The 14119-nt window shown below is 47.2% G+C and carries 14 protein-coding genes and 2 tRNA genes; 12 read left to right on the forward strand and 4 right to left on the reverse strand.

All coding sequences use genetic code 11. The features are described from left to right. Positions 1–72: 72 nt before the first annotated feature. The 9 genes from G7Y46_RS06730 (at position 73) to G7Y46_RS06770 (ending at position 6456) form a co-directional block, all read left to right on the forward strand. The gene (locus tag G7Y46_RS06730) at positions 73–1335 is read left to right on the forward strand and encodes a peptidylprolyl isomerase (RefSeq protein ID WP_165253470.1); all 1263 of its coding nucleotides are present in this window, start codon (positions 73–75) and stop codon (positions 1333–1335) included. 89 nt (positions 1336–1424) lie between these two features. Next, the gene (locus G7Y46_RS06735) at positions 1425–2132 is read left to right on the forward strand and encodes an ATP-binding cassette domain-containing protein (RefSeq protein ID WP_241157084.1); all 708 of its coding nucleotides are present in this window, start codon (positions 1425–1427) and stop codon (positions 2130–2132) included. Positions 2133–2135: 3 nt separating this feature from the next. Further along, positions 2136–2408: a hypothetical protein gene (locus tag G7Y46_RS06740; protein WP_165062887.1), complete on the forward strand. Its 273-nt coding sequence runs from the start codon at positions 2136–2138 to the stop codon at positions 2406–2408. Between the two features lie 70 nt (positions 2409–2478). After that, positions 2479–2570: transfer RNA gene (locus G7Y46_RS06745), tRNA-Ser, on the forward strand. Positions 2571–2653: 83 nt separating this feature from the next. Continuing rightward, positions 2654–2746 (forward strand) — tRNA-Ser (locus tag G7Y46_RS06750). Positions 2747–2901: 155 nt separating this feature from the next. Next, positions 2902–3405 carry a hypothetical protein gene (locus G7Y46_RS06755; RefSeq protein ID WP_165062886.1) on the forward strand — a complete coding sequence of 168 codons (504 nt, stop codon included), beginning with the start codon at positions 2902–2904 and terminating at the stop codon, positions 3403–3405. A 233-nt stretch (positions 3406–3638) separates the two neighbouring features. Continuing rightward, entirely contained in the window at positions 3639–4562 is a 924-nt protein-coding gene (locus G7Y46_RS06760) for a branched-chain amino acid transaminase (protein WP_165253472.1), read from the forward strand. Beyond that, complete coding sequence (cimA, locus tag G7Y46_RS06765; protein ID WP_165253474.1) at positions 4563–6155, forward strand: citramalate synthase; 1593 nt, start codon at positions 4563–4565, stop codon at positions 6153–6155. Continuing rightward, complete coding sequence (locus G7Y46_RS06770) at positions 6148–6456, forward strand: YerC/YecD family TrpR-related protein (protein ID WP_165253476.1); 309 nt, start codon at positions 6148–6150, stop codon at positions 6454–6456. Before cimA ends, G7Y46_RS06770 begins: the two co-directional genes overlap by 8 nt. Here G7Y46_RS06770 and G7Y46_RS06775 read toward each other — a convergent pair. From G7Y46_RS06775 to G7Y46_RS06785, 3 genes are all read right to left on the reverse strand, one after another. Continuing rightward, a complete protein-coding gene (locus G7Y46_RS06775) occupies positions 6453–7139 on the reverse strand; it encodes an NUDIX hydrolase (protein WP_165253478.1) in 687 nt (228 codons plus the stop codon). The genes G7Y46_RS06770 and G7Y46_RS06775 overlap by 4 nt on opposite strands. Next, on the reverse strand, positions 7136–7627 hold the full coding sequence (locus tag G7Y46_RS06780; RefSeq protein ID WP_165062881.1) for a pyridoxamine 5'-phosphate oxidase family protein: 492 nt from the start codon (positions 7625–7627) through the stop codon (positions 7136–7138). Before G7Y46_RS06780 ends, G7Y46_RS06775 begins: the two co-directional genes overlap by 4 nt. A gap of 429 nt (positions 7628–8056) precedes the next feature. Further along, positions 8057–9454, reverse strand: coding sequence for an aminopeptidase (locus tag G7Y46_RS06785; RefSeq protein ID WP_165253480.1), 1398 nt, complete (start codon positions 9452–9454; stop codon positions 8057–8059). 169 nt (positions 9455–9623) lie between these two features. Here G7Y46_RS06785 and ngr point away from each other — a divergent pair, with 169 nt between their 5' ends. The 3 genes from ngr to G7Y46_RS06800 all read left to right on the forward strand — a co-directional run bounded on the left by ngr (position 9624) and on the right by G7Y46_RS06800 (position 13506). Next, entirely contained in the window at positions 9624–10241 is a 618-nt protein-coding gene (gene ngr, locus G7Y46_RS06790; protein WP_241157085.1) for a nigerythrin, read from the forward strand. A gap of 103 nt (positions 10242–10344) precedes the next feature. Continuing rightward, the gene (locus G7Y46_RS06795; RefSeq protein WP_165253482.1) at positions 10345–11871 is read left to right on the forward strand and encodes an IMP dehydrogenase; all 1527 of its coding nucleotides are present in this window, start codon (positions 10345–10347) and stop codon (positions 11869–11871) included. Positions 11872–11892: 21 nt separating this feature from the next. Further along, entirely contained in the window at positions 11893–13506 is a 1614-nt protein-coding gene (locus G7Y46_RS06800; protein ID WP_165253484.1) for a hypothetical protein, read from the forward strand. A 16-nt stretch (positions 13507–13522) separates the two neighbouring features. Here the strand turns inward: G7Y46_RS06800 and yihA are convergent, their stop codons facing one another. Next, complete coding sequence (gene yihA, locus G7Y46_RS06805) at positions 13523–14113, reverse strand: ribosome biogenesis GTP-binding protein YihA/YsxC (protein ID WP_165062878.1); 591 nt, start codon at positions 14111–14113, stop codon at positions 13523–13525. Positions 14114–14119 lie beyond the last annotated feature (6 nt).

Raw genomic sequence — 14119 nt, forward strand, 5'->3', positions numbered from 1 at the left:
TATATGGTGCGTATGTGCAAAAATGTGGAACTGCAAGTGACAAGAGTTGTAAGCACAGCTTGAAAGGCGAAAATGAAGAAGATTTTTAGATATGGAGCAGCGTTAGCAATTTCTGCTGTCTGCGTTTTGGGAATTGCTGGTTGCGCTGAAACTACAAGCGAAAAAGGACTAACGCCTGACACCGGGTTAACTGGTGGTGTAGCGGCTACTGTAAATGGAGCTGAAATTCCTGAAGATGATATAACTCGCAACATAAATAGTTTGCGCTTGAATGCGTCGGCTGAAGATGATGACGCTTGGGCAAAATATCTAAATCAGATGGGCTACACGCCGTCTAGTTTGCGCGAATATTTCTTGGATTCCATGATTGATCAGCAACTGGTTATTCAGTTTGCCGACGATGAAGGATGCGGCGCTACTGATGAAGAAATTCAGGGTCAAGTAGACAAAATGCGTCAGAATTATTCTTCTGATGAAGCTTGGCAGGAAGCTCTAGAAAATTCTGGTTTCGAAACTGAGGACGATTATCGCGAGGCGCTGAAATATTCCATTGGTAACGAGAAACTGAAAGAGAAGTTCGCAAACGAGGCAGTTGCCGATGATGCCAAAGTGCTTGAACAAGCGCAGTCGCAATACAACGGCAAGGGCACAATGCGTCGCTCATCACACATTCTGTTTGCCGAATCCGACCAAGCGAAAGCGCAGGAAGTTCTTGGACAACTACAAGCGGGCACGCTAGATTTTGCAGAAGCCGCAAAGGAGTATTCTACCGACACCGGCTCTGCTGAAAATGGCGGCGATGTAGGTTGGGATGGAACCAATTCGTTTGTAGAGGCGTACCAAACCGCGCTTGACGGGTTGCAAGTAGGCGAAATGACCGATTTGGTTCAAAGCGATTATGGTTGGCACATAATAAAGTGCACCGATATGGTTACAGTTCCAGATGAAATAACCGACTTGAGCCAAGTGCCTGATAGTTTGTTGGTAGATATTCGTGCTTCGGTAAAGGAAACTCAGGCTAGTGAAGATTTGAGCGCATGGAAAAAGAGCAAGCGCGAATCTTCCGATGTTGTTATAAACGACATGCCCGAGAATGTGCCATATAACGTCGATATGAGCGCTTATGAAACTCCCGAGGAAGAAAAAGCAACCGATGAGGCTGCTGAGGAAAACTTGGTAGAAGATGTTGAAAATACAGAAAACGCAGTAGATTCAGCTGAGGCGGCAACAAATGAAGCTGGAAACGATGCAGGTGCTGCCGATGCTTCTGGCGCTGCACCTGAGCAGCCTGCGGAAGGTGAAAGCTCTGCGGCTACGGAAGGTGGCGCACAATAGGCGCTTCTGGGCAAATACCATTTATCAGACTTAAAGATGCAGCGGTCAAAAGATCTGGCCGCTGCATTCTTCATATAGACAATTTTCAATTGGCTGAAGGCGAATCGGTAGCATTGTTGGGACCAAATGGTGCTGGCAAATCAACTTTTGTAGGACTGCTGACGCGCGATATTCATCCAATGCATCGCGAAGAGCCACCTGTAAGGTTTCGCGGCATGTCGCGCCCTTTGTTGGAAGATGTGAAAATGGCGATAGGCTATGTGTCGTCAAGTATGCAGTCGCAAATATCGGTTCACCTGCCAGCAGCAGATGTGGCAGCAGGTGGTTTGTTTGGGTCGCTTGGTGTGCCGAAGCGCTTTACTGTTACTTCTGAACAGCGCGCCCGCGTAATGGAAGTTATGGAACAGTTGGGAATAGCCGATTTGGCTGATCGAGACATAACCACATTATCTTCTGGACAAGCGCGCCGTGTTCTTATTGCTAGGGCTATGGTTCACAATCCTAGCGCGCTAATTTTTGATGAGCCTTGCACTGGTTTAGACCCACAAGGCATGTTCTATGTTCGCAAAACCATGCGCCAACTTGCGCAGCTTGGTTGTGCAGTTGTTCTGGTTACGCATTATCTTGAAGACATAATTCCCGAAATTAATCGCGTTGTGCTAATGAAAGATGCGCACATTATTGCAGACGGATCTAAAGAGCAGCTGCTTTCTAGTAAAAACATGTCGGCGCTGTTTGGTATTCCGGCAAATGTTGTACAGCGTGCGGGCTACTATTCTTTAATGGCAGACTATTAGCATATGAGTTGGTGGGACAACATATGTGACAAGTGCGGGCGCTGTTGCTTTGAGCGTGAACTAGATGAAGATGGCGACGTTGTAATTGATTATGCGGCACCGTGTGAATTTCTGAATCCCGAAACGCGTTTATGTACTGTTTATGAAAACAGGTTTCGTGCGTGTGAGCGCTGTGGGCGTGTTTCTATAGTTACTGCGCTATTCGACCCGCTTCTACCCGAGGGTTGTGCGTATGCGCGCATGTTCCGCAAATGGAAGAAAGAGAACAATCTATAATCGGCTTGTTGTTGAACAGCTATTGTATGCGCTATACTGTCGAGTTGCTGCTTTGCAGTCGGCGGTGAACGGAGAGGTGTCCGAGCTGGCCGAAGGAGCACGATTGGAAATCGTGTATGCCCCAAAAGGGTATCCGGGGTTCGAATCCCCGCCTCTCCGCCATTTTTGGTTTTCTCTTGGTGCGGCTAATATGTAACCTACTGAAAGCCTTATTGGGCGCTTTTTGCAAAGCATTAATGTTATACGGAGAGGTGGCAGAGCGGTTGAATGCGGCGGTCTCGAAAACCGTTATGCCGTGTTAAGCGGTATCCAGGGTTCGAATCCCTGCCTCTCCGCCAGTTTGTAAATCTATTCTAAATTCTTACGAATAAAACCATTTAAGGCATTTTCGTGTTAGATTGGGGCTTTGGGCTTGTATTCAACTAAACTATTACCAAACATAAAAGGTGCAAACCTGTAGCGAGCAAATTTGCGCCATACGGAAGGAGTCTAAATGAGCGACCGCGAAGTAAAGAATCAGGTATCAGAAGTACCTCAGATGCCCGAGATTCTAGAGCGCGTTTTGCTGTATGCGCTAGATGAAGGCAAACAGCGCATGAATGCGGGTGAAGAAATTGTGCCATTCACCACTATGGTTGTGCGTGACAATGTGTTTTTGGAAACCCATCCCGGCAATAGCGCCCAAGAATGCTTCAATTTAGCGCAGCATACCGTTGAAGGTGCGCGAGGCGCAAACGCTTATGCGCTTTGTTACGACGGCTACATTGAAACCGATAATGGCGTAAAAGATGCTCTTATTGCAGAAGGCGGCGTACCCGGTTTACCAGATGGCTATGCAATTGGTTTTTTGTACACTCAACAAGAAGGCATGTTGCCTGTTTTTGATACAAGTCCGTCTTATATCGGTGAAGCGCCTAACTTTATGAGCAACCTGCGCGCGGCAACCGATTATGCCGATGCCGAAATAGACAACAAGTATTTAGATACTTCAGTCTAGTTAGTTCGAAAAATTAAATTCTAATAAGCCTCTGTTTGCGTTGTCGGCACAGAGGCTTATTTTTTGATGTAGGCAATTGTGCTGAAACTCTTTGTGCTTTGCAGAACGCAGGCACAACTATAGCTGTTAAAATTTCTCCAGCTTTGCATTGGTACTTTACGTTGGTAAGCAGTATCATTTCGCTAACCCAAAAAGCAGTTACAAAAGCTGTAAGTTCGGAGTTTGGAGGATTCGTGGCAGATATAACCGAAGTGGATTATATATGGATGAACGGTACATTAGTGCCGTGGGCAGATGCCAACGTGCACGTGCTTTCGCATTCGCTTCATTATGGATCGGGTGTTTTTGAAGGTATTCGCTGTTACAAAGATCCCAATTCTGATCGCAGTTTCATTTTCCGCTTGCGCGATCATATGGAGCGCCTGCATCGTAGTGCGAAAATTGCTGCTATTGATTTGCCTTACACGGTAGACCAGTTGTGCGAAGCCACGATAGAGGTAATACGTGCGAATAAGTTGCCAGCGTGCTACATTCGTCCGTTGGTTTTCCGCGGTTATGGCGTTATGGGCGTTGATCCAACAGGTGCGCCTACTGACGTGATAATAGCTTGCTGGCCGTGGGATGCCTATTTGGGCGAAGAGGCTCTGGCAAATGGTATAGCAGTTGGCGTGTCGTCTTGGAGACAGCGCTCTATTAACGCTATTCCGCCAGCAGTTAAAGCTACTGCTGCATATTTCAACTCGCTTATGGCAAAACTTGAGGCGAAAGAACACGGTTATGCCGAGGCGGTTATGCTAAATGAAAATGGTTTGGTTTGCGAAGGTACGGGCGAAAACATTTTTGTGGTGCGAAATTCAGTGTTGTCTACACCGCCGCTTTCCGATGGTGTGCTTGAAGGCATTACGCGCGACACTGTGCTGGTAATTGCTGACGAATTAGGAATTCCGGCTGGCGAAGAAAGCTTAACTAGAAGCGACTTGTACGTGGCTGATGAAGTATTTATGACTGGTTCGGCTGCCGAACTTACCCCTATTGGCTCGGTGGATGGACGTACTGTTGGCAAGCCCGGTCCTGTAACACGCCAATTGCAAGAGCGCTTTTTCGAAATAGCTTATGGACACGCTGAAGAATATTCCGATTGGTTGACTCAAGTTTAATTGGCGAAAATTTACACATACGATTGCACGCTGCGCGACGGAGAGCAATGCGAAGGAATAAATCTTTCACTGGAAGATAAGTTGCTTATAGCGCGCCGGCTTGATGAATTCGGTGTAGATTTCATCGAAGGTGGTTTTCCTGCGTCAAACCCGAAGGATATAGCCTTTTTTAAGGCGGTTCGGCATATGCGATTTGAACACTCACGCATAGCTGCGTTTGGCAGCACCTGTCGCAAAGGTGTAGCTGCTTTAGATGATCCGGGTTTGACCGATTTGCTGGAATGCGGTGCACCTGTAGTTACCATTGTGGGAAAAACGTGGGATAAACAGGTGACATTGGCACTTCAAGCTGAGTTATCTGAAAATCTGCGCATGATTCGCGATTCGGTGGCACATCTGAAAGCGGCAGGTCGCAGAGTTGTTTTTGATGCAGAGCATTTTTTCGATGGCTACGTTAGCAACAAGGAATATGCGTTGGAATGCTTGCGTGCGGCACACGAGGCTGGCGCCGATAGCATAGATTTATGCGAAACAAATGGCGGTGCGCTGCCATTTGATGTTGAGCGCATTGTTGCGGCTGCGGTTGCAGAATTTCCCGGACAGAATTTTGGCATACATTGTCACAACGATTCAGGGTGTGCGGTTGCAAACACTCTTGCGGCGGTTCGTGCAGGTGCTGTGCAAGTGCAAGGAACCATGAATGGCATAGGTGAGCGAGTTGGTAACACCGATTTGCTAACAGTTATAGCTAATCTTGAATTGAAGATGAATGCAGAAACGGTAGGTCGCAGTAATTTACAGCAGCTTACCGATGTCTCGCATTACATAGCCGAGATTACAGGAGCACCAGTTTCAGCGCATAATCCGTATAGCGGTCATTCTGCATTTGCGCATAAAGGCGGCTTGCATGCTAGCGCTATTGCTCGTTTTCCGCAGGCATATGAACACGCTGATCCGAAACTTGTAGGAAATAGAGCGCGTATGGTGGTAAGCGAACTAGCTGGTAAGGCTTCGCTTTTGCAGAAAGCTGCGGCGTTGGGCATAGATTTAGAAGCCAGTGGTGCTAATGTGCAAACAATACTTGACGATATAAAGAATCGCGAAGCACGCGGCTATACATATGAAGTGGCTGACGGTTCGCTTGCGTTGTTGTTGATGCGTCACTTGGGGGAATATTCTCCGGTGTTCACGTTAGAAAGTTTCCGGGTTATTGTGGACGATCGCGAAGATACCGGAGCGCTTGCAAAAGATGCAGCCAGTGAAGCCACAATTAAGATACACGTGGGCGATCAGCGTTTTGTCGCAACTGGTGAAGGTACAGGTCCGGTGGGTGCGCTGGACAGTGCTTTGCGCATGGCAATAACCGAGTTTTATCCGCAAGTGTCCAACTTAGAGTTGGTTGACTACAAAGTGCGCCTTCCAGACGAGAGCCAAGGCACCGGAGCAGTAACGCGCGTAACCATAACTACCGCCGATGCGCATGGTATATTTGGCACAGTTGGCGTGTCAGAAAACGTAATAGAGGCATCGTGGAATGCGCTAGTTGAATCTATTGAATACGGACTTATACGAATGGGGCGCAAAAATGGCTGATGTAAAAAGCCCAGCTGCGCAAATTCGCACGCAAGAAGTTGACGATTTACTGCGCGTGTTGGCTACTATAGACGATCCGGATAAGGTGTTCGAGTTATTGGAAGATTTGTTCACCATTCGGGAAATACGCGAAACCTCGCAGCGCTTAGCTGTTGCGCACTTGTTAGACGCGGGCAAATCGTATGCTGCCATAGAAAAAGAAACGGGCGCATCGGCAACTACCATAGCGCGTGTATCTAAGTGTTTGACATATGGTTCTGGCGGCTATCGCGCTGCGCTAGATGTGCTGGCGGAAAACTAAGCGTAGTCTTGAGGCGTTAGCGGCTGCTGGGGCAGCGGCTCTTCGGGCAGCTTCGATTTCAAATCCCATATACGTTTCACCATTTCCAAAATAAGCTGCGCGCGCGTGCCTATGAGGTCGCTATTTTTCGCCAAGAAATCAGCCACTTCAGAATAATGGAGGGTAAAACTTTCTATGAGTTCTCCGCGTTCGGGCTGTGGCGTTTCGTCTTGCAGCGCTCGCGCAAGAACAACCTGTACATTTTCTTCGGTAAGCCCGGTTGACGAATAGCCCGATTGCGGCAGAACTGTTATTGCTGCATCGCCTAGCTTGTCGTTCAGGCGGCATCCAACCTCTTCGAGCAATTCGCGTTGCGCGCATTGCGCTATTGTCTCGTCTGGTTCCATAAGACCTGCAGGAAAAGAAATGCACCAAGCGTTCAGTGGATAGCGAAATTCTCTTATGAGCAAAATGGTATCGTTTGGAAGAAGCGGAACAATACATACCGCATCTGGCTTGGTATGTTTTCCCGCGCCATTTGCTTTAAGTGCTGCTTCGTACTCGTTCAATCCGCGCCGTGAAGCGGCTTCGTATTCATACGTTGATCCATCTGCCAAACGATAGGTTAGCACGTATTTATTAACCCATCCGCTGCATATTTGCTCTATGTGTTCTAGTTTTGGGGTTGCTAGTTTGTTCGTCATTTTGATAGTCTCCTGCCACCTTTTGCGCGTACTTCATCAAATGCAACTTCCCATATATCAGTGTCATTTATTTCGCGCTCTATTGCTGGTCCTATTTCGTGTTTTAACTCGGGCATGTATTTCATGCAAAGCGCCACCAATGCCTGACGCACTTGTACTATATCTTCTACGCGATGAATTTGCCCGCTAGCTATAACAGAGGCAAAGCGGCTAGTGAAGAAAGTGTCTTCAAAACAAGGTTCTACCTCGGTTGCAACTGTAACGCTAACGCGGGGGTCGTGGTGCCAGTTGTCTAGTTTATGTCCATAAGTATTTGTGGTGTGAACATACAATTTTTTGTCCATCATTACATACGACATGGGAACGCCATAAGGTGTTCCGTCTTCATCAACTGTAGATATAACGCAGTATTCGCCAGCATCTAAGATGCGCCACGCTTCTTCTGTATCTAATTCGCGCTCGGCAATACGCATTGCATACTTTTTCATGGTGGTCCTTTCTGTTTCGTATTAGTTTACGTCATTAATGGTGCGAAGCAGGAATGCGCCTCAAGTTGACAATTTAGCCCTGCATATAACGATGCACTCGTACATTCCGGGATAAAAAATTGTGAGGTGGCTTACGTAAGCCACCTCACAACAGTGGATGCCGGGGGTAAGCATCCTTGGAAGCCTAGGGACGGAGACTTCCATGTTGCGGAAGATGAGGGCATCTTCCTTAGGGAGAAAGGAGGAAGAGAACTTCCGTGTTGCATTGCATACTACACGGCAGCGCTACGCTTTGTGGGTAAACAGCAAAGGCATTACTTTTACGATACGCAGCGTTTTACATTCTGTAATATTCGATTGGTATAGAGATGTGTTGGTCTGTCAGGAACGCATGCTAAGCGTGCATCGCTTTCCCAACAGACCGCTAAATTAAATATTGCGCAGGAATGCCTCGTAGCCGCGCACGGCTTCGTAAATATCAGCTTTACTGGTTACTTCCCAAGGGCTGTGCATGCTAAGCACGGCGACACCGCTATCTATTACATCCATTCCGAAGCGTGCGGGTATGAAAGCTATTGTTCCGCCGCCGCCCGCATCAACTCTACCCAGTTCAGCGGTTTGGAAACTAACATTTGCATCGTCCATAACGCGTCGCAGGCGCGCTACAAATTCGGCGCGGGCATCGTTGCTGCCCGATTTTCCGCGCGCACCAGTGTATTTATTGAACACCAAACCGTGTCCTAAATAGGCGGAATTTTTTGGTTCGAAAACACTTGCGTAAGCCGGATCGACACCTGCTGATACATCTGACGACAACATTCTGGAAGCGGCTAATGCGCGTCGCAGTTTTAACTGACCGCTTTCGCCTGCAAGTTCCATTATTTCGGCGATAGTGTTTTCAAAAAACGCCGACTCCATGCCTGTAGCGCCTACGCTGCCAATTTCCTCTTTGTCTACCAGCACGCAAACAGCAGTTTTTTCCGGCGCTGCATCGTCTGCCAATTCCAACTGGGCACGCAGCGATGTGTAGGCGCAAACGCGGTCGTCTTGCCCGTATCCAATAATCATGCTTCGATCAAAGCCCATTTCGCGGGCTGCGCCTGCAGGCACTACTTCAAGTTCGGCAGAAAGAAAATCTTCCTCTTCTATTTCGTATTTTTCGCGCAGAATATTAAGCAAGAATGCTTTAACAGGCTCTTTTTCTTCCTCGTTTTGGTTGGCTTCACATCTATTCCCAACAAGAATATCTAAGTCTTCACCTTCTATAACTTCCGAACCTTTTTTCTCCATTTGCTTTTGCCCTAAATGCGGCAAAAGATCGGTTACGCAAAAAACAGGATCGTGCGGGTCTTCGCCAATAACTACCGGCATTACACTACCGTCGGTTTTCGCCACTACACCGTGTATGGCAAGCGGCAGCGCCACCCACTGATACTTTTTTATGCCGCCGTAATAGTGCGTGTCAAGCAAAGCGAAGTCGTCCTTTTCATAGAGGGGGTTTTGCTTTATGTCTAGCCGCGGCGAATCAATATGCGCACCCAATATATTCATGCCGTGCTCTATGGGCTGTTCGCCTATGTGTACAAGCACGATAGCCTTATTCTGGGAAGTTGCCCATACTTTGTCGCCGGATTTCAGTTTGCGACCTGCTTTTAGTGCATCTGAGAGCGCCATATAACCAGCTTTTTCGGCTAGTTTTACAGCGCGTGCGCAGCATTCGCGTTCGGTTTTGCATGTAGATATGAATTGCATATAGTCGCCGGTCAGGTGCTCTATTGATGCTATATCGTTTTTGTTGTATTTTTTCCAAACTGATTCGCGTTGCATTTCGTTCCTTTCATAATAGTTTTCACTATTACTATATCCCACTAAGCAAGCTGTAAAGCCAAAAGATACCAAACGCAAATCTTTTCCAATCAGTGTAAAGTTACGCTGCAAATCATCTATTATGTTCACCAGCTAATAAACCAATTCAAAAGACACAAGGAGGAGAACCATGACGATGAAAGTACGCGACGTTGCACCCAATGCCAGCAATTCTTCAAACTTCAATGTGGTTGCCGATAGTCATACAAAAGTTGGAACTACTTTGGAAAATTTGAAGAGTGCAGTAAATGGCGAAACTGGCGCTAGCGCTAAATATGCTGCATTTAGCAAAGCCGCTCAGGCTGCTGGCTACGATCAGATAGCGCGTCAGTTTGCTGCAACTTCTGCTGCCGAGCAGATCCATATTAAGCTGGAAGTAGCCGAGATTCAGAAGAAAGAGCCCGACTACGTTGCGCCCGAAGCTCCTACCGATGTTGTTGGTACCAAGACCGACCTAGACCTAATCAGCGGTGCGCTGGGCGAAATTTATGAGACATCCGATATGTATCCGTCGTTCATCAATGTTGCCATTGAAGAAGGCGAAACCGGCGCACAAATGGTGTTCACTCGCGCTAAGTTGGCTGAAAGCGTACATGCCGAACTTTACATGGACGCATACAACAACATAGATGCACAAGACGATGAAAAATTCTATCTTTGCCCTGTTTGTGGCTACATTCATAAGGGTGAAGACTTCGAGAAGTGCCCAATTTGCTTCGCTCCAAAGAACTCTTTCCGCGAGTTTTAATGCATTTGCTCCGGCGGGCTTAAAGTTCGCCGGAGTTTTTCCTGTTCCAAGCCCCATTGCGCCGTATAATAATTGAAGTTCAGTTTTAATCTTAGGGGGCGCAATGGCATTTTATTTCGACGAACCTTCGCGTACATTTAACGAATACTTGTTAGTGCCGGGCTATTCTGGCAGCAATTGCATACCGTCCGATGTGTCATTAAAGACTCCTCTTGTGAAATATCGGAAGGGTCAGGAAGACTGCCCTATAAGCCTAAGCATTCCTATGATATCTGCCATTATGCAGTCGGTTTCTGACGATCGCATGGCTGTTGCGCTAGCTACCGAGGGTGGGCTTTCATTCATATATGGTTCGCAAAGTATAGAAAATGAAGCGGCAATGGTTCGTCGTGTTAAAGATTACAAAGCTGGTTTTGTGGAAAGCGATGTAAATCTTTCGCCCGATATGACTTTGGCGGACGTGGTGCGTCTGAAAGAAGAGCATGGCTTTTCTACTATGCCTGTAACAGAGGCAGGCAAACCTCACGGCAAGTTGCTGGGAATTGTAACTAGCCGCGATTATCGCGTAAGCCGTATGAATTCAACCGATAAAGTGGTCGATTTTATGACGCCGCGTGACCAGCTTGTAGTTGCGCCCGTTGAGACTTCGCTAAAAGACGCGAACGATATTATTTGGGATAATAAGCTGAACTGCTTGCCTATCGTTGATGCCTCTGACAATTTGGTGGCGCTGGTTTTCCGCAAAGACTACGATTCTCATAAAAGCAATCCTGATGAAATGCTTGATGATCACAAACGCTACATGGTGGGCGCTGGCATAAACACGCGCGACTATGCCGATCGTGTGCCAGCTTTAGTTGATGCTGGCGTTGATGTGTTGTGTATTGATTCATCGGAGGGCTATTCCGATTGGCAGAAATTCACAATCCAATGGATTCGCGAACACTATGGTGACAGCGTGAAGGTGGGTGCTGGCAATGTGGTCGATCGCGATGGTTTCCGCTTCTTGGCTGAATGCGGTGCCGACTTCATCAAGATAGGTATTGGCGGCGGCAGTATTTGTATTACGCGCGAAACAAAAGGTATTGGGCGAGGTCAAGCTACTGCTGTTATAGAGGTGGCGCAGGCGCGCGATGAGTGGTTCCGCGAAACAGGAGTTTACATTCCCATTTGTTCTGATGGTGGCATTGTGTATGACCATCACATTAGCTTAGCGCTTGCTATGGGTGCCGATTTCGTTATGCTTGGTCGTTACTTTGCCCGTTTTGATGAAAGTCCGTCAAATAAAGTGATGGTAAACGGCAGCTACATGAAGGAATACTGGGGCGAGGGTAGCGCCCGTGCACGTAATTGGCAGCGTTATGATTTGGGCGGCAATAAGAAGGGTATGTCGTTTGAAGAAGGTGTCGATAGCTATGTGCCTTATGCGGGTTCATTGAAAGATAATGTTAATTTGACGCTTTCTAAGGTAAAAAGCACCATGTGCAACTGCGGCGCGCTTACCATAGAAGAGTTGCAAGAAAAAGCAAAACTGACTGTGGTTAGCGCAACTTCTATAGTTGAAGGCGGCGCACATGATGTTATGCTGCGAGATAAGAACACTTATGCCAGTAATGCAACATTGCATTAAGGTGTAAATAGCGGGGTTGTATTGGCGGGACTAACTAAACTGAATAAGTTGGTAGCTGTTTTCACGGCATCTACTCTTGCGCTTTCGCTCGTGCCAGCTAGTGCTTTTGCCAATGTTTCGCAGCCTTCCGAGACTGAAGAAGTATATATAACGCATGATGAAAACGGTAGCTTGTTTGGTTACTTTGATGTAGTTGACGAAGCTGAATATATCCTAAAGACCAAAGTCTGGAAGGCAGAGCATGGCAAAGTAACAGATGATGTTACTTTTTGGAGTTGGCTGGAATCTGAGCTGACCACTTCTGAGTTTTCAAAAGTGCGTATACGCATAGATGAATCGTCAGTTTCTTACACTATGCCGACAAATGGTACTCCCGAGAATCCGGCAGGTGTTGCAGGGTCGTTTAGCGCTGATGTGTACGTTCATCGCGGTTGGTTTGATATTTTCTTTGCGAGACGAGTTCCAATTAGTGGCACTATAGAAGCTGTGCCATATGTTGCGGATAATCCAACCCCTCCAATTAATCCGGAGGATCCTGATTTTGGCGACGATCCGCAACCTAGCCCTGTACCTACGCCGGAACCTGAACCGGAGCCTGATCCTGAACCGGAACCTGATCCTGAACCGGAACCTGATCCTACGCCCACGCCTGAACCGGATAATCCCAACCCGAAACCTAATCCGGATGAACCTGTAAATCCCGATCCTGTCAATCCGGATAATCCAGACGATTCAGATAATCCGGACAAATCTGACGAACCCACTAACCCAGACGATTCGGACAAACCCGGAAACACTAACGCTGACCAGAATACTCAAAGCGCAAAAGTGGAAGAGGTCGCAAATAAGATTCGCCAAACCATAGCCGAGCAGGTAAGTGAAGATGAGGCTGCTTGGACAATGGATGCCGACGAATTCGATAATATCTCTTTTGATGACGAGGCTGCAGCGGAAGCCTCTATGAAGGTATCGGTACAAAATTGGGTTATTGCGAAACTTGCATTGATGAATCTTCCTGAGGATGTTGCTTATGAAGTGGGCGAACCAAAAATAACAATGCCTACTGAAACTGCTGAAGGTAGCTTTGAATGCCCCGTTTTTCTTACAGCTGAAGAGAAATCTGAAGAAGTTGCTGTTGTAGAAGCGCGTGGTGTGTCTATGCATCTGAGCAACTCTGCCGTGCGAGCAGGCAATACTTCAGCGTTATTAGGCGGCGACCCCGCGAATTCTGCTGACGACACAGCTAAATTATCAGCGCGCGAACCTGATTTAGTTATTACAGGTAAAATAGCGCCGCGTAAACCAAAACAATCTATTCAGACTTCAGACAACAATGCTGTTGGAATTGTAGACAGATCGGCGCAGCGCCCATTGGCAGAAGCTCAAAATGGCATCAGTAATGGTAGCTCTAGTAAATCTAATACAGATACCCAGCGCGAAATAAAAAGACCGCAACAATTATCCGAAGACAAGCGCAACACTCCGTCGGTAACAACTGTGGTTCAACAAGGTTCGTCTATAGCCATCACGCAAGATTTGCTTGCAGGAAGTGTGGCTGTGTTAGCCGTAATTGGTGTTGTAGCTGCAATAGTAGCAATTGTGTGCTTGCTGCTTATGCGCGGACGCAAAAAATAAGGGTCTAGCGGGTTTGCTAGTTTTCCGTTTCGACATAGCTGCTTATTAGCTTACGCAGTTCATCTGCGCCGGTGCCCTTCTCTGAAGATGTAAGCACTACAGGAATGCCTTTCGGCAGATTAAGCAGTTTTGTTATTTTGGCGCGCTGTTGCAGCGCTTTTTGCTTGCTTAGTTTGTCGGCTTTTGTAAGCGCTATTGCAAAAGGCAGTTCAGCTTCCTTCAGAAATTCCACCATATTATGGTCTAGTGCGCTTGGGTCGTGTCGAATGTCTATTAGGCTGACTACGAGCGCAAATTGGCGATCTTGATTAAAATACCCCTCAATAAGTTCTGACCAACGCTTTAATTCTTGTTTAGAACGCCGCGCATATCCGTATCCGGGTAAATCTACAAAATCAAATCCGTCTACGTTGTAAAAATTCACCGTTGCTGTTTTGCCGGGAGTTTGTGATACCTTTGCTAGCCCTTTGCGAAACATCAGCCTGTTTAACAGCGACGATTTTCCAACATTTGAGCGTCCGGCAAACGATACTTCGGGTCCTTGACTGGGCGGAAGTTGGCTAGATGTGCCGTAAGCCGCTTTGAAGCTTGCGTTATGGTAGTTCATGATGCT

It is taken from the genome of Adlercreutzia sp. ZJ304 (assembly GCF_011039075.1).
Classification (GTDB): Bacteria; Actinomycetota; Coriobacteriia; order Coriobacteriales; family Eggerthellaceae; genus Adlercreutzia_A.

Excerpts from the sequence above, each read along its gene's own strand:
- G7Y46_RS06730 (WP_165253470.1), top strand. The coding sequence starts at position 73 with ATGAAGAAGATTTTTAGATATGGAGCAGCGTTAGCAATTTCTGCTGTC.
- G7Y46_RS06740 (WP_165062887.1), top strand. The coding sequence starts at position 2,136 with ATGAGTTGGTGGGACAACATATGTGACAAGTGCGGGCGCTGTTGCTTT.
- G7Y46_RS06755 (WP_165062886.1), top strand. The coding sequence starts at position 2,902 with ATGAGCGACCGCGAAGTAAAGAATCAGGTATCAGAAGTACCTCAGATG.
- G7Y46_RS06770 (WP_165253476.1), top strand. The coding sequence starts at position 6,148 with ATGGCTGATGTAAAAAGCCCAGCTGCGCAAATTCGCACGCAAGAAGTT.
- G7Y46_RS06775 (WP_165253478.1), bottom strand. The coding sequence starts at position 7,139 with ATGACGAACAAACTAGCAACCCCAAAACTAGAACACATAGAGCAAATA.
- G7Y46_RS06780 (WP_165062881.1), bottom strand. The coding sequence starts at position 7,627 with ATGAAAAAGTATGCAATGCGTATTGCCGAGCGCGAATTAGATACAGAA.
- G7Y46_RS06785 (WP_165253480.1), bottom strand. The coding sequence starts at position 9,454 with ATGCAACGCGAATCAGTTTGGAAAAAATACAACAAAAACGATATAGCA.
- ngr (WP_241157085.1), top strand. The coding sequence starts at position 9,624 with ATGACGATGAAAGTACGCGACGTTGCACCCAATGCCAGCAATTCTTCA.
- G7Y46_RS06795 (WP_165253482.1), top strand. The coding sequence starts at position 10,345 with ATGGCATTTTATTTCGACGAACCTTCGCGTACATTTAACGAATACTTG.
- yihA (WP_165062878.1), bottom strand. The coding sequence starts at position 14,113 with ATGAACTACCATAACGCAAGCTTCAAAGCGGCTTACGGCACATCTAGC.